The organism is Comamonas sp. BIGb0124 (assembly GCF_003752175.1).
Lineage (GTDB): Bacteria > Pseudomonadota > Gammaproteobacteria > Burkholderiales > Burkholderiaceae_C > Comamonas_F.
Genome location: NZ_RJVF01000010.1, coordinates 132432 through 147353, shown reverse-complemented (window position 1 = coordinate 147353; position 14922 = coordinate 132432). Strand labels below are relative to the sequence as shown.

The window sequence follows — 14922 nt, the reverse complement described above, 5'->3', positions numbered from 1 at the left end:
GCCGCCCGGCCCCGGATTCAGCGCACCTGCATGGCCTGCGGCGCAAAACCGTGATTCAGCGGGCCCACGCCTCCGCCCGTCCGCACATGCGCGCCTGCGTTGAGCGCCGACATCACATAGGCACGTGCAGCCTGCACCGATGACAGCAGATCCAGCCCCAGCGCCAGGTAAGCCGCGATCGCCGACGACAGCGTGCAACCCGTGCCATGCAGGTTGTGCGTGGCGATGCGGGGCGACTGCAGTGCATGGGACTGCACCTGGCCCTGTTCGTCGCGCCAGGCCAGCACATCCAGAATCTCGTGACCCGGCAGATGACCGCCCTTGAGCAGCACCGCTCTCGCACCCAAGTCGAGCAACTGCCGTGCAGCATCTTTCAGGTCGTGCTCGGTCTGCAGCGGACGCCCCAGCAGCAGCACCGCCTCGTCCAGATTGGGCGTGATCAGCGTGGCGCGCGAGAACAACAGTTCCACCAGCGACGAAATGGCCCGCTCGTCGATCAGCGCGGCGCCACTGGCCGAGACCATCACCGGATCGAACACCACCCGATCCAGGCCGTGCGCGTCGAGTGCATCGGCCACCGTGCGCACCACCTCGGTCGAATGCAGCATGCCGATCTTGACCGCGTCCACGCCGATGTCTTCCACCACGGCATCGATCTGCGTGCGCAGAAAATCGCACGGTACGGCATGGATGGCACGCACCCCTTGCGTGTTCTGCGCCGTCAGCGCGGTGATCGCGGTCATGCCATAGCAGCCCAGCGCGGAAAACGTCTTCAGATCGGCCTGGATCCCGGCGCCGCCGCCGCTGTCCGAACCGGCGATGGACAGCACGCGCGGATAACGCACGATCGGGCCGGGGTTGTTGTTGTCGAGAGGGCTGTGACGCATGCACTTCTTCCAAAAGCGAAAAAACTGTGCCTATAATAGCGGTCTGTTCCTCGATAGCTCAGTCGGTAGAGCGCCGGACTGTTAATCCGTAGGTCCCTGGTTCGAGCCCAGGTCGAGGAGCCAGAATCAAGCAAAGAAATCAAAGGCTTGCGGTGAAAACTGCAGGCCTTTTTTCTTTGCCCGCGGGCTGCACCGACGGTTGTCGCTCGCTGCAACGACCGCTGCGGCCAAAGGCCGCAGTTCATTTGCGATCAGTTCATTTGCGATCCCCCGCGCAGGGCTCGGCCCCCGCTGCGGCGATCGCTTATTTACCCAGCTTTTCCAACGGCGTCTTGAATGTCTCGCGCATGCTGGCGATCGCCACCGCCGAGATCAGGCAAGTCGCGGCAGAAAACACGGCCGGCAGCACCCAGGGCGCGGTTCCCCATTTGCCGACCAGCGCGGACTGAATCAGCGGCGTGAAGCCGGCGACCGCAAAACCGAACTGCGTGCCGATCGCCATGCCGGACAACCGGACGCGGGTCGGAAACCGTTCGGCGTAAGTGACCGGCCAGCAGGCGCAGGTGATCGCAAAGAACACGCCCCCCAGGATCACGCCCACCGCAAAGACCAAGGCGTTGTTGCCCGTCGTGAGCGACCACAGGAACAGGGCTGCAAACACGACGCAACCGACGTTGCCGGCCAGGAAAACCGGCTTGCGTCCGATGCGGTCGGTGAGCGCGCCCCACAGCGGAATGGTCAGTGCGGCAATCAGATTCGCCACGATGGCAATCCACAGCATGGTCGATGCATTGATCGGGACTGCGCGGTCGCTGCTGGTACCGAACGACAGTGCAAACACGGTGAAGGTGGTGCCGATCGATGCCACGAAGGCGGCAAAGAACACCTGCAGCAGCTCGGGACGGTAGTCGGTGAAAAGAACCTTGAGCGGAATCTTGTCTGCGTTGGCGCTGGACTTGACCTCGTTGCGGAAGGCCGGTGTTTCCTCGAGCTGACGCCGGATCATGAAGCCGACGGCCACGACGACGATGCTCAGCCAGAACGGAACACGCCAGCCCCATGACATCCAGTCTTCCTGCGGCAGAAATGCCGCCAACGGCAGCACCACCGCCGGTGCCAACACCTGGCCGCCCTGCGTGCCGCTCAGCGTCCAGCTCGTGAAATAGCCGCGGCGATGGGCTGGCGCATGCTCGAACGACATGGCGTTGGCGCCGGCTTGCTCGCCGGCTGCAGAAAGGCCCTGAAGAATGCGCATCAGCACCAGCAAGGCCGGTGCCAGCAGGCCCGCGGTTTCGTAGGTCGGAAGGCAGCCGATCAGGAAAGTCGATACGCCCATCAACAGCAGCGTGCCCACCATCACCACCTTGCGTCCGAGCCGGTCACCATAGTGCCCCATCAGGAACGAGCCCAGCGGGCGCGCGATATACGCCACGCCAAAGGTCGCCATCGAAGCGAACAGGGCCGTGGACGGATCGTTCGTCGGAAAGAAGATCTTCGGGAACACCAACGCAGCGACGGTGCCGTAGACGAAAAAATCGTAATACTCCAGCGCGCTGCCGAACCAGGCCGCCAGCGCTGCCTTCCGGGGATTCGTTCCCGCTGCCTCTTCGCGATGGCCGGTCTCGCCGCCCACGCGGTTCCTGCCCGATATGACTTCTGACATGGTTGTCTCCAGTTTGATGTGATGGGTTGACTGTCGTTGCCGGGGTTCGAGCCCCGGCTGGATTTACGTGTTGCCGCCGAGCAGCGTCCGGGTGGCCTGCGCCGCCCGCGTGGCCAGTTCGAAGGCATCCATGCCCTGGGCGTAACGGCGGGTCGGGATCTCGACCCCGATCGACAGACCGGCGGGCAGACGCGCGACCAGTTCAGCGAGCGGCAGTTCGCCCTCTCCCGGCAGCAGGCGGTCGCCGCGCGCCTCGGCGACGATCTGGTCGTCTGCCGGCCGGCGCAGCGGTGCATCGCACAGTTGCACATTGCCGATCAACGGCAACAGCGCGCTGTCGATCTGACCGGGGCTTGCGCCGCATCGCTGCAGATGAAGCGCATCCACCAGGACAAAGGCATTGGGACGGGCCACCGCTTTCACGAAACCGGCGGCATCCCGCAGATCGTGCACCGGGCGCCACGCCATGAATTCGATGTCCACGGCCATCCCCAAAGGCGCCGCAAGGTCGCACAGCTGCACGCCGTTCTCGACCGCTCGCGACCGTACCGGATCGTCGACGTTGACGCAGAGCCGTGTGGCCCCCAGCTCCGCCCCGGCTTCCAGGAGAGGCAGGTACTGTGCGACCTCGGTGTCGGCAGCAAGGCAGACGACCTCGACTTCGGCGATCTCGACGCCCAGGCCATCGGCCAAGCGCCGCAGTTCGCGCAGGTCGTCCGAGCCGGCCTGCAGGGGATAACAGACATGGCCTGCCGCCGGTGTCGCGAGCCTCAGGCTCACGGCATCGAATCCGGCATGGGCCGCGATGCGCAACAAATCCGCGGGCCGCTTGTCCAGAAAGGACAGATGCGCGAGGGTCAAGGCCCGTTTGACGCTGGTCATGGCGCGAGCCTCCTAGTACGTCGCGCGTCCACCGGTGAGATCCAAGGTCGCGCCGGTCGTGAAAGAACATTCCTCGGTGGCCAGCCAGGCCACCATGGCCGCCACTTCGTCCGGCCGGCCGGCGCGGCCCATCGGGATCTTGGCCAGGACAAAAGCGCGTTGTTCTTCCGTCATCTTGGCCAGCATCTCGGACTCGATGGCGGCAGGCGCCACCGCATTCACCCGGATGTCCGTATCCGCGAGTTCCTTGCCCAAAGACTTGGTCAACGCGATCACGCCCGCCTTCGACGCACCGTAGGCGCCCTGATTGGGATTGCCTTCCTTGCCCCCCACGGAAGAGAGATTGACGATGCGTCCGTGGCGCGCGCGGCGAAGGTAGGGCAACACTTCACGGCAGGAGAGAAACACGCCGGTCAGGTTCACGGCCATCACCTGATGCCAGCTCTCCACCGGATAACTTTCGACCGGTCCGATCGCACCGTTGATGCCCGCCGCGTTGATCAGGATGTCGATGCCCCCGAACTGCTCGGCCACCCCGGCGGCCGCACGGGCCAGGCTGGCCTGGTCGGTGACGTCCACCACGTCGCCTGCGGCCGAGCCCGTCTCGGCAACCACGGCACTCAGCGCGTCCGGCTGCCGGTCCCACAGGATCACCTTGGCACCCGAAGCGACAAACCGCGTGGCGATGGCTTTGCCGATACCGCCCGTGCCGCCAGTGATGACTGCCACCCGTTGATTCAAATCCAGTTGATTCATAGCCTGAAATTTCCAAAGTCGTCGTTTCCGTGTACTGTATACCGTACACAGAAAGACAAGACATCGCGTAAACCACTAGAGGTAAACCCTGGTTTTAGCAGCCTTCACATTGGTTTTGATGGCCACGGATTTCGGTGCCGGCTTGTGTGAGATAGTTGGCTTGGCGCCGTGTGCCTTGAGACCCTCTCTCCCAACCGCATCTCATAAAAATGAGCAATCAACTCATCAACCGTCCGCCCAAGCTCGTCACCATCGTCACGCAAAGCATCCGAAAGAGCATCGTGGAAGGCGAGTTGCCGCTGGGGGAGTACATCGCCGAGGAACGCATTGCGGCCACGCTCGGCGTCAGCCGTACACCGGTGCGCGAGGCCCTGATGTCCCTGCAGTTCCAGGGATTGGTGGAGACCGCGCCGCCGCGAGGCGCCTATGTGTTCAAACCCTCTTACGACGAGGTCGTGAAGCTCAGCGAGTTCCGCATGTTCATGGAACTGCAGGCCCTGACGCTCGCTGCGGGCAATCAGTTGCAGAAGCTGCTGACCGACCTTCGCCGTGCCACTGCGGCCATGCGCACGGCTGCTGCGCATGCCGACCGCCTCGGCTACGGCAAAGCCGATGCCGAGTTCCACGATGCCCTGTTCGCGTCTTGCGAAAACCCTTATCTCACCGAGGCCTACCAGCTCACTTCAGGCCGCTTCGACACGCTGCGGAATTTTCTGTCCGGACGCCTGAGCGAACGCTCGCCGAGCCCGGCAGACGATCACGACCAGATCATCGATGCCATTGCAGAGGGGCGGCTGGAGGCCGGCAAGACGTTGCTGGCCGATCATATTCTTCGGATGGCGAAGAACTACAAGGCTGCCTTGTAGGAGCGTGAGCGCGGATGGTCCGTCTAGGCGGGGCTTTCGGGCTGCATGGCGTGGGACGGATACAGCTCGGCAAAACGTGCAACCGTCTGGTACATGAAATCCCGGAACACGCGGACCCGGGCGGACAGGTTGCGGTTGGGGGGATAGGCGATGTGGATTTCCGCGCCGGGGCTCATGTAGTCGGTCAGGAGAGGCACCAGCCGTCCATCCTGAATGGCCTGCGCCGTCACGAACGTACTGAGCATCACGATGCCCGCTCCGCCCAGGGCCATCGCCATCAACGATTCGGCATGGTTGATGTTGATGCGGCCCGACAGGTCGACCACCTGCTTGCGACCGTCCTTGATGAACACCCACTCCCGATACCGCCGCGTTTGCGGCATCGCATAAGACAGGCAATCGTGCTGCAGCAAGTCGTCCGGCGTCTGCGGGCAACCGCGCCGCGCCAGGTAGTCGGCAGAGGCACACGCCAGCATGCGATAGCGGCCCAGCCGGTGGGACACCAGCGCCTCGTCCTGCGTCGGCCCCACGGTGACGATGGCATCCAGTCCCTCGAGCAGGACATCCGCAGGCCGGTCGCTGAGCTCCAGATCGACCGAGACCTCGGGATACCGTTGCCAGAAATCGAGCAGTGCCGGCACGACCACCTGGCGGCCGAAACCCACCGGAGCCAGCACGCGGATGCGTCCCTGCGGTACCGATCTCGCATGCACCAACGCCGCGGCCGCGTCGTCGATCTCCGCCAGCACATGCTGGCAGCGGTCGAGAAAGACTTCGCCGTCCGCCGTCAGCCGAACCGAGCGCGTGTTGCGATGCAGCAGCTTCACGCCCAGGTCTCTTTCCAGTCGCGTCATGGCCTTGCTGACGGCGGACGGTGTGAGGCCCATCGCCCCCGCAGCCTTGGCAAAGCTCTGGTGATGGGCAATGCGCGCGAAGATCCGCAAGCCGTTGAGATCCCAATCCATGACGCCCTCATTGGTGAACAGAGTTCATCAGTCTAGTGATTCATCGCGCATTGATTGCATCGAGCGATCTAAATAGCATCAAAACCGATGCATAGACATCGAGGTCCGTGATGCACGGAAGACCAGATCGACAATCGGAGACACAGACATGAAACGTTTGCACAGGCATGGCCTGCCCCTGCTCCTGGTGGCGGCCCTCGGCTGCACGGCCAACGCCACGGCCGAGGAATGGAAGCCGAACGGCCCCATCAAACTGGTCGCGCCCGTCGCCCCGGGCACCGCCGCCGATGCCACCGCACGCTACTTCGCCAAGGAAATCGGCCAGGCCATGAATACGCCCGTGGTCGTCGACAACCGGGTGGGCGCGAATGGCATCCTGGGATCGGACGCCGTCGCCAAATCGGCACCCGACGGCAGGACCCTGCTGGTCGTCTCGTCGCCGCACTACATCAACAAGAGCGTCTACGCCCAGTTGCCTTTCGACCCGATCCGGGACTTCACCCCGGTGGCAGGCATCAGCGATGGCTGCCTCGTGCTGGTGGTCGCGGAGGACTCGCCCTTCAAGACCCTGAACGACCTGCTGGCCCACGCCAAGAGCCACCCCGGCGACCTCGACTACTCGTCCTCGGGCACCGGCAGCGTGCCGCACCTCGCAGCCTCCGTCATGCTCAGCCAGGCCCAGGCCACCGCCACCCACGTTCCCTACAAGGGCGGCGATCAGGCCGTGGCCGACGTGGTCAGCAAGCAGGTGACGTTCATGTTCGCGCCCTTGACCTCGGCCGTGCCGCTGGTCCAGGCCAAACGGCTCAGGGCGCTCGCGGTCAGTGCGCGCGCACGGGTGCCCAGCCTGCCGGACACCCCCACGATCGGCGAAGCCGGACTGCAGGGCTACGAAGTCGTGACGCGCTTCGGCTTTCTGGCGGCGGCTGGCACCGATCCGCACATCATCGACCGGCTCTCGAAGGTGATCACCACCATTGCAGCCAGCGAAGGATTCCGTGAATTCGCCTTGCCCAAGGGCTTTGTTCCCCATGTCGCCGACAGCGCGCAGTACGCGAGCACACGGCAGGCCGAACTCGACAAGTGGGCCGAAGTCGTGCGCATCAGCGGCGCCCGCGCGGAGTAGCCCCGCCGCCCTCCCCCTCTGCAGCGCTTTCGCCCTCCGGCCCACCCTATGAAAATCACCTCCATCACGCCCTACCTCTTCAACCCCAGAAGCGGCAAGAACCTGCTGCTGATCCGCGTCGAGACAGACACCGGCCTGTACGGCTGGGGCGAGTGCTACACGAGCCTGCGCAAGGAGCAGGTGGTCCAGGCCTATGTGCAGGCCATGACGCCGTACGTGATCGGCCGCGATCCGTTCAACATCCGGCACACCTGGCGCGTGCTGTTCGACGACTTCGCCATCCGGCGCAGTTCGCTCGACCTGGCCTGCGCCTGGAGCGGCATCGAGATCGCGCTCTGGGACATCATCGGCAAGGCCTGCAAACAGCCGGTCTACAAGCTGCTCGGCGGCGCCAACCGGGAACAGGTGCGCCTCTATGCCAATGGCTGGTACGAAGGCGCCCGATCGCTGGACGCTCTTTGCGATGCCGCCGTCCGCACGGTCTCGCAAGGGTGGAACGCCCTCAAATGGGACCCCTACAGCGGCCCGTGGCGCACCTTCATCAGCCAGAAGGAAGAAGACGAAGCCGTGGAAAACGTGCGCCGCATCCGCGCAGCCGTCGGGCCGCACGTCGACCTGCTGATCGATGCGCACCGGCGAGTCGCGCCGCGGCAGGCCGTCTCGTTTGCCAAACGCATCGAGGGCTTCGGCATCATGCAGTTCGAGGATCCCAACCTCGCCGACAACATCGATCTGGTCGCACAGACACGCGCCCAGATCGGCTTGCCCACGGTGACCGGCGAGACGCTCTACACCAAGGAACAGTTCGTGGCGGTGCTGGAGCGCAAGGCTGCCGACGTCATCAATCCCGACGTCTGCGCCGCCGGCGGCATCCTGGCCAGCATGGAACTGGCGGCCATGGCAGAACCCTACGGCGTTTCATTCAGCCCCCACAACAACAACAGCACCGTGGTCGGACTGGCCGCGACCCTGCACGTGTCCCTGGCCGCATCCAACTTCCTGATCGCGGAGCATTTCGTGAACCTCGCACCCGCCTGCGATGCGATTGCGACCTGCCGGCCGGATGTCCGCCCCGGCTGGGCCAGGCCCCGCGACATTCCCGGCCTCGGCGTCGACATCGACATGCGGGCGCTGCGCGAGTGGCCCTACGCCGACCTGGGCAGCAAGAACCTTCGGCACCCGCATGAAGAGTTTCCGCGCGAAGGCCATGTCTAGGCCGAAATCGGCCCGACTGCGAACATTTACCGCCCGCCCAATCTTGCGATTTGATCGACGCCAAAAAATAACGCTATAATCGAAGACTTGTTCCTCGATAGCTCAGTCGGTAGAGCGCCGGACTGTTAATCCGTAGGTCCCTGGTTCGAGCCCAGGTCGAGGAGCCAAAACAAATCAACGCCTCAGGTCGCAAGATCTGGGGCGTTGTGCTTTGTGGTGTCGAGAAACAGCTGATCTGCCGCAGCCTGGCCGCCCCCAGAGTCAATGCATGCGAGGAAGACCCAGGGCAACACCGGCGACATCCACGCAGTCGACTGCGCACTCGAGCCGTTGATACACGGATTCAAGCAGCAGCGCCACCCCCGCCCCATTGAGATCAACGCGCGGCTCACCCTCTCCACGCAGCAACGACATCAAGACCCCGATCGCGGCACAACTGCCGAGGATGTCCATCTGAATCTGGCGGAATTCGGCCAGATCCACGCCAGTACATGGGCGAGTGCCGAAGGATGGCCAAGGAAGGGAATTTCCCGAAGAAAGGGTATGGGTCATCGACCTGCTCCAATGAGGGTTGAAATAGGCCGCATCGACGCATGCGGCCAAACACCGCTCCATTCAGGGTTCCACGCCTGATCCGCTGTTCACGAGCGGATGTTCCCCAGTGTATGGCATGAAAAAAGCCATCACAGTGCCACGCCCTCAATGCCAAGTCTCAATCAAAGGCTCGTCGATCTCGCATCGATAACCGGTCGCGCAGTAGGCAACCGTCCAAAGACACGCGGTGACCCATGGCGCCTCGACGCCCTCGTCATCCGGCGCTCGGGCCTCGCTTGCCCGGGAGCCCACCCACTGCCGATTGCTGAACCCTGCTGCGCAGCATACACTCTCAATTGAGACCAACATCTCCACCAAATGAAGGATTTCGATCATGGCTGCTCACCCCACCGAGACTGTCAAAAAAATCACGGGTTCCAAAAAACCTGTCGCTCCTCATCAGCCGTGGGAGGGATTTTTATCATCGGTGGCAGAGAATAATCATTTCAGATTGAAAACCTTCGACCCGAAGCTCAAAATACCTCACACAACCAAGAGTCCATCGCAAGACGCATCCATCAACGATCGCACCACAACACAAGAGCCCCCCCATTCGAAGGGCGTCCGTTCCTTATCTGTTCCCGCAGATTTACCCAGGTACGTGCACCAAATGCCGTCACTGGACAAAGTGGCATTGGTCAAAGACGGTCTTCTGGCAGAGTCCATCAGCGATGTCGCGTTCGCCATGGACATCACATTGGACAACACCAATCGATTTCTAGGACTGCCGGCCTCGACGATTGCCCGAAAGATCAGAGAAAAACAACCCCTTGCGACGGAACAAGCCGAAAAAGTCGTTCAACTGGTCAGCTTGATCGGGCTGGTCGAGCAAATTGTCGACGAATATGGCGACCCCAAATCAACCCTGGATTTCGATGCCGCACGATGGCTCGGAGAATGGATTGAAAAACCACAACCGTCACTGGGAATGAGGAAACCCTCGGAATTTCTCGACACAGCGACCGGCATCGCGATGATCGAGACGCTGCTCAAACGAATCGCCGCAGGGGCTTTTGCATGAGGGGCGACGTCTCTTACGGATCTTTTTGGAGAATTTCAAACGAAGGAAAAGAAGACAAGGCCATGGGCCTCTCGGGCGCAGGGGGCCTGTACGTGGGGGGTCGATGGCACGAGAAAGGCAATCGCATCATCTATGCCGCGGAGTCGGTGGCACTGGCCTGCCTGGAAACACTGGTTCATTACAACGCCATCGGTCTTCCTCTGCTCAAAAAGCTGATCGAGCTTAGAATTCCGACCGATATCATCGATGCCGCCCACACGATTCATCCCCCTTCCGGGTGGGATACCATTCCAGACAGCCCGGCGGCTGCAACCGAAGGCACCCGTTGGTTGAACAGCGGCGTATCCTTGTTGACGTTTGTACCCTCCGTCATCATCCCCCAAGAACAAAACATCCTCATCAATCCGGGCCATGCGGATATCAGAAGAATCAAAGTGATCGATCATGGAAAATATGAGTACGACCCGCGCCTGGTGGGTCGGTAAAAACAAGCCGTCAACAAAAGGCCCCTGCATTTCTCCATCGAATGGGCGGCATCAAAAAGACCGAAGCCGGCAGCGGGCCGTCTACCGCCCCGTTTCCTCACGCATCACAAACTGCACCGGCTCCCCGTCGGTCACCATCACACACACCTTGCCGGTGCGTTTGCAATGGTCCTGGATACGCCAGTAATCGCCATGGCTGATGCAACCGGTCTGGCAGATCACCATGTCGGCCGCGCGCAGGCTGGCCTCGAACAGAACGGTATCGGGCAGGGACTCAGCATCGCTGCCGCCGGCCGGATCCGGCTGGACACCGTGAGACGCAAAGGGCGCCTCGAGCCCGGTGCCGGGCGACTGGCATGACGAGGGGCATTGCACCACTGTCCGGGCACCCAGTTGATGACGCAGGCACTCGCGCATCAGCACCTGGACACGGTCACGCAGATTCTCGATCACCTGCAGCAGTTGCAGGCGCCGGGGCAAGCCGGGCGCAGCGTCTTCCACCGCCAGGCGGCGATCGCGTTCGATGGCCCACTGGGTGGTGCGCACCATGCATTCGGCGCGCAGCCGCTTGACGTCGGCTTCGGCCCGATCGACGGCGGCCTGGCGTTCGGCCAGCAAGGCGCTGCAACGAACCTGAACCTCGGCGTACCGACGCAGCAACACATCGCGCTCCTGCCTGAGCATCTGCGCTTCCTCTGTGTTCAAGACATCATCCACACTCGTGCCCCTTCCTGCCCCAGGCCTGTCGGTGAACCGGAAACCGTCTCGCCAGCGCCGTCATCCCGGCATCGTCAAGCGAACAATTCGCATTCAACCAAATACAGGCATTCTAGCCACGTCGCAGCCCAACGCCAGCCATGTCCGACATGGCAGTGCAGGGTCTGATCAAGCCGTTCGGGACAGGACTGCGGCGTACGCGGCCTCGCACGGGCATCGGCTCGCCGTTCGCACGCTGGTAAAATCCGGCGCTCCCTGCATTGCTCGCCTTCGTCTATGGACTATCCCGGAAATCTTTTTGTCGTTGCGGCCCCCAGTGGCGCCGGCAAGTCTAGCCTGGTCAAGGCCCTGATGGAACTCGATCAGGGCGTACGCCCATCGATCTCGCACACGACACGCGCAGCCCGCGGCCAGGAGCTGCATGGCCGCGAGTACTTCTTTGTCGGCACCGAGGAATTCGAAGCCATGGTGGCCGAAGGCGCCTTCCTGGAGTGGGCCCATGTGCACGGCAACCGCTACGGCACGTCCCGCCACGCCATCGAACAACGCATCGCCCAAGGCGGCGACGTGATCCTGGAAATCGATTTCCAGGGCGCCATGCAGGTCAAGCAGATCTTTGCCAACGCCGTGCTGATCTTCATCCTGCCGCCCAGTTGGGAAGAACTGCGCTCGCGCCTGCATCGCCGTGGCGAAGACACGCCCGACGTGATCGAGACCCGCCTGCAGAACGCCGCGCTCGAGATGGCGCAAGCCAATCAGTTCGACTTCGTTATAATCAATGAGTTATTTGAGCGTGCTCTGTTCGATCTGAAAAGCATCGTGCACGCCCAACGCTTGAAGTACTCGGCTCAACGCCGGGCGCGTGCTGCGACTTTCGAAGCACTCCACATCGTCTAACAGGAACACACAATGGCCCGCATCACCGTCGAAGACTGCCTGGAAAAGATCCCCAACCGTTTCCAGCTCGTTCTGGCAGCCACCTATCGCGCCCGCATGCTGAGCCAAGGCCACACGCCGCGCATCGAGTCCAAGAACAAGCCCGCCGTGACCGCCCTGCGCGAAATCGCCGAAGGCAAAGTGGGCCTGGAAATGCTGAAGAAGGTGCCGGGCTGACCCTACAGTCCGTAACAAAAAACCGCGGATTGACGCGGTCGCACGTCAAAAACACCGCACAAGCGGTGTTTTTTTATGCCTGCAACAACCAAGCCCGTCGGCTATCGCTATATTCTTCAAGGTATGAGCGCAGTCATGCCCACTGATAAAAAATCGCACACGACATCATCATCCGACCTCTTCCCCAAAATTGTCGGTGCGGGTCCCGTTGAGCCCAATGCGGCCGCCGCCAGCTTTGCCGTGCTTGCCGCCCGGCTGGATTACCTGAGCGCGGACGACGTCGAACGCGTCCGGCGCGCCTACAAGTTCGCCGACGAGGCCCACCTGGGCCAGTTGCGCAACAGCGGGCTGCCCTACATCACGCATCCCATTGCCGTCGCCATTCAGTGCACGGAGTGGAAACTCGACGCACAGGCGCTGATGGCCGCCCTGCTGCACGACACGCTGGAAGACTGCGGCGTGACCAAGGCCCAGTTGCTCGAGCACTTCGGCTCCAGCGTGGCCGAACTCGTCGACGGCCTCACCAAGCTCGACAAGCTGCAGTTCAACACCCGCGAAGAGAGCCAGGCCGAATCCTTCCGCAAGATGCTGCTGGCCATGGCGCGCGATGTCCGCGTGATCCTGGTCAAGCTCGCCGACCGCACGCACAACATGCGCACGCTCGACGATTCGCCCAAGAGCAAATGGCGCCGCATCTCCCAGGAAACGCTGGATATCTACACGCCCATCGCCTACCGCCTGGGGCTGCACCAAACCTTCCGCGAACTGCAGGACCTGTCTTTCCAGCACATGCTGCCGTGGCGCTACAACGTGTTGAGCAAGGCGCTGGCCAAGGCCCGCGGCCGGCGCAAGGATCTCATCTCCAAGGTGCAGGCGGATGTCGCCGCAGCCTTCGACAAGGCCAAACTCAAGGTCGAGATCACGGGCCGCGAAAAAGCGCTCTACTCCATCTACCGAAAAATGGTAGAAAAACGCCTGAGCTTCGCGCAGGTGAGCGACCTCTACGGTTTCCGGCTGATTCTGCCCACCGTCACCGATTGCTACACGGCCCTGGGCCTGCTGCACCAGCTCGACAAACCGGTGCCGGGCCGCTTCAAGGATCACATCGCCATTCCGAAGGTCAACGGCTACCAGTCGCTGCACACCACGCTGGTCGGTCCGGCCGGCATCAACATGGAGTTCCAGATCCGCACCCAGTCCATGCACCAGGTGGCTGAATCGGGCATCGCGGCGCACTGGCTCTACAAGTCGAACGAAAAAGGCGAGCAGGTCGCCGAGCGGCTGGGCACCCAATGGCTGCAGTCGCTGCTCGACATCCAGCACGAGACCAACGATGCCTCGGAATTCTGGGACCACGTCAAGGTCGACCTGTTTCCCGATGCGGTCTATGTGTTCACGCCCAAGAGCCAGATCATGGCCATGCCCCGCGGGGCGACCATCGTCGACTTCGCCTACGCCATCCACAGCGATGTCGGCGACCACACCGTGGCGGCCAAGGTCAACGGCGAACAGGTGCCGCTGCGCACGGAAATCCAGAACGGCGACGTGATCGAGGTCATCACCGCACCGGTCTCGCGCCCCAACCCGGCCTGGCTGGGTTTTGTCCGCACGGGGCGTGCGCGCTCCAAGATCCGCCATCACCTCAAATCGCTGGCACAGACCGAGTCGGCCACGCTGGGCGAAAAGCTGCTGAGCCAGGCCCTGCGCGCCGAAGGCATGCAGCGCCTGCCCGACGAAGACGGCGAATACAAGGCCATCTGGGACAAGCTGCTGCGTTTCACCGGCAGCCGCAACCGGCTCGAACTGCTGACCGACATCGGCCTGGGCAAACGCATTGCCAGCATCGTGGCCAAGCGCCTGGTGTCCATGCTGACCGAACAGGGTGAAAAACGCGACTCCCTGCTGATGAGCCGCGAACGCTACACCGCACACGAAACGGTATCCCAGGGCGCCGTCACGCTCGATGGCAGCGAAAGCTCCTCGGTGCAGTTCGCCAACTGTTGCCGACCGATTCCCGGCGATCCCATCGTGGGTTACCTGGGCCGCGGCGAGGGCCTGGTGGTACACCATGGCGACTGCGAAGTCGCGCGCCGCCTGCAGCACAAGGACAGCGAACGCTTCATTCATGTGGAATGGTCCGAAGACCCGATCCGCACCTTCCAGACCTCGATCGTGGTCACCATCTCGAACGGCAAGGGCCTGCTGGCCCGGGTGGCCGTCACGCTGGCGGCAGCCGAAGCCGACATCGTCCATGTCGACATGGACGACCGCGGCAGCCAGGATGCGATCGACCTGCGCTTCATCATCGCCGTGCGCGACCGCCAGCATCTCGACGGCGTGCTGCGCAGTCTCAAGCGCATGCCCGAAGTGCTCAAGGCCACGCGCGCCCTGCCCTCCGAAGAAGGCAAATGAGGGCCAGCCACAGGCCTGCAGACGCCCTCGAACGGCCTCCGTGGTAATTTTGATGCGCCCAGTCCAAGCAAGCCAAAAAAACGGGTTATAATTTATTTCTCAGCGGCTGTAGCTCAGTTGGATAGAGTACTTGGCTACGAACCAAGGGGTCGTGGGTTCGAATCCTGCCAGCCGCACCAACTTGAGAAACCCTGCATTTGTTTGCAGGGTTTTTTAATCG

General features: G+C 62.6%; 15 protein-coding genes and 3 tRNA genes. 11 read left to right on the top strand and 7 right to left on the bottom strand.

Going from position 1 to position 14922, the window contains the following annotated elements; all coding sequences use genetic code 11:
* Positions 1–17: 17 nt before the first annotated feature.
* On the bottom strand, positions 18–887 hold the full coding sequence (gene thiD, locus EC845_RS11305) for a bifunctional hydroxymethylpyrimidine kinase/phosphomethylpyrimidine kinase (RefSeq protein ID WP_123298213.1): 870 nt from the start codon (positions 885–887) through the stop codon (positions 18–20).
* 47 nt (positions 888–934) lie between these two features.
* On the opposite strand from thiD, the gene EC845_RS11300 reads away from it, so the two are divergent.
* Positions 935–1010: transfer RNA gene (locus EC845_RS11300), tRNA-Asn, on the top strand.
* Between the two features lie 181 nt (positions 1011–1191).
* Here EC845_RS11300 and EC845_RS11295 read toward each other — a convergent pair.
* From EC845_RS11295 to EC845_RS11285, 3 genes are all read right to left on the bottom strand, one after another.
* Positions 1192–2550, bottom strand: a complete 1359-nt coding sequence (locus EC845_RS11295) for an MFS transporter (protein ID WP_123298212.1) — start codon at positions 2548–2550, stop codon at positions 1192–1194.
* A gap of 63 nt (positions 2551–2613) precedes the next feature.
* A complete protein-coding gene (locus EC845_RS11290; protein WP_123298211.1) occupies positions 2614–3432 on the bottom strand; it encodes a sugar phosphate isomerase/epimerase in 819 nt (272 codons plus the stop codon).
* A gap of 12 nt (positions 3433–3444) precedes the next feature.
* Complete coding sequence (locus EC845_RS11285; protein WP_123298210.1) at positions 3445–4188, bottom strand: SDR family NAD(P)-dependent oxidoreductase; 744 nt, start codon at positions 4186–4188, stop codon at positions 3445–3447.
* A 209-nt stretch (positions 4189–4397) separates the two neighbouring features.
* Between EC845_RS11285 and EC845_RS11280 the strand changes: the two genes are divergently transcribed.
* The gene (locus EC845_RS11280; protein WP_123298209.1) at positions 4398–5054 is read left to right on the top strand and encodes a GntR family transcriptional regulator; all 657 of its coding nucleotides are present in this window, start codon (positions 4398–4400) and stop codon (positions 5052–5054) included.
* 23 nt (positions 5055–5077) lie between these two features.
* Here EC845_RS11280 and EC845_RS11275 read toward each other — a convergent pair whose 3' ends face one another.
* Positions 5078–6019 carry a LysR family transcriptional regulator gene (locus EC845_RS11275; protein ID WP_123298208.1) on the bottom strand — a complete coding sequence of 314 codons (942 nt, stop codon included), beginning with the start codon at positions 6017–6019 and terminating at the stop codon, positions 5078–5080.
* Between the two features lie 148 nt (positions 6020–6167).
* Here EC845_RS11275 and EC845_RS11270 point away from each other — a divergent pair, with 148 nt between their 5' ends.
* From EC845_RS11270 to EC845_RS11260, 3 genes are all read left to right on the top strand, one after another.
* Positions 6168–7145 carry a tripartite tricarboxylate transporter substrate binding protein gene (locus tag EC845_RS11270; protein ID WP_123298207.1) on the top strand — a complete coding sequence of 326 codons (978 nt, stop codon included), beginning with the start codon at positions 6168–6170 and terminating at the stop codon, positions 7143–7145.
* 48 nt (positions 7146–7193) lie between these two features.
* A complete protein-coding gene (locus EC845_RS11265) occupies positions 7194–8360 on the top strand; it encodes a mandelate racemase/muconate lactonizing enzyme family protein (RefSeq protein WP_123298206.1) in 1167 nt (388 codons plus the stop codon).
* Between the two features lie 91 nt (positions 8361–8451).
* Positions 8452–8527 (top strand) — tRNA-Asn (locus EC845_RS11260).
* 94 nt (positions 8528–8621) lie between these two features.
* On the opposite strand, the gene EC845_RS11255 is transcribed toward EC845_RS11260, so the two are convergent.
* Positions 8622–8912, bottom strand: coding sequence for a hypothetical protein (locus tag EC845_RS11255; RefSeq protein ID WP_148077292.1), 291 nt, complete (start codon positions 8910–8912; stop codon positions 8622–8624).
* 376 nt (positions 8913–9288) lie between these two features.
* Between EC845_RS11255 and EC845_RS11245 the strand changes: the two genes are divergently transcribed.
* Both EC845_RS11245 and EC845_RS11240 read left to right on the top strand, forming a co-directional pair.
* Positions 9289–9975 carry an antitoxin Xre/MbcA/ParS toxin-binding domain-containing protein gene (locus EC845_RS11245; RefSeq protein WP_123298203.1) on the top strand — a complete coding sequence of 229 codons (687 nt, stop codon included), beginning with the start codon at positions 9289–9291 and terminating at the stop codon, positions 9973–9975.
* Positions 9972–10460: an RES family NAD+ phosphorylase gene (locus tag EC845_RS11240; RefSeq protein WP_123298202.1), complete on the top strand. Its 489-nt coding sequence runs from the start codon at positions 9972–9974 to the stop codon at positions 10458–10460. The genes EC845_RS11245 and EC845_RS11240 overlap by 4 nt, the downstream gene beginning before the upstream one ends.
* Before the next feature lie 81 nt (positions 10461–10541).
* Here the strand turns inward: EC845_RS11240 and EC845_RS11235 are convergent, their stop codons facing one another.
* Positions 10542–11165, bottom strand: coding sequence for a DUF2325 domain-containing protein (locus EC845_RS11235; RefSeq protein WP_148077291.1), 624 nt, complete (start codon positions 11163–11165; stop codon positions 10542–10544).
* A gap of 288 nt (positions 11166–11453) precedes the next feature.
* Between EC845_RS11235 and gmk the strand changes: the two genes are divergently transcribed.
* The 4 genes from gmk (at position 11454) to EC845_RS11215 (ending at position 14881) form a co-directional block, all read left to right on the top strand.
* Positions 11454–12074 carry a guanylate kinase gene (gmk, locus tag EC845_RS11230; protein WP_123298200.1) on the top strand — a complete coding sequence of 207 codons (621 nt, stop codon included), beginning with the start codon at positions 11454–11456 and terminating at the stop codon, positions 12072–12074.
* Between the two features lie 12 nt (positions 12075–12086).
* Entirely contained in the window at positions 12087–12290 is a 204-nt protein-coding gene (gene rpoZ, locus EC845_RS11225) for a DNA-directed RNA polymerase subunit omega (RefSeq protein WP_123298199.1), read from the top strand.
* Positions 12291–12425: 135 nt separating this feature from the next.
* The gene (locus EC845_RS11220; RefSeq protein WP_123298198.1) at positions 12426–14702 is read left to right on the top strand and encodes a bifunctional (p)ppGpp synthetase/guanosine-3',5'-bis(diphosphate) 3'-pyrophosphohydrolase; all 2277 of its coding nucleotides are present in this window, start codon (positions 12426–12428) and stop codon (positions 14700–14702) included.
* 102 nt (positions 14703–14804) lie between these two features.
* A tRNA-Arg gene (locus EC845_RS11215) sits at positions 14805–14881 on the top strand.
* Positions 14882–14922: the final 41 nt, after the last annotated feature.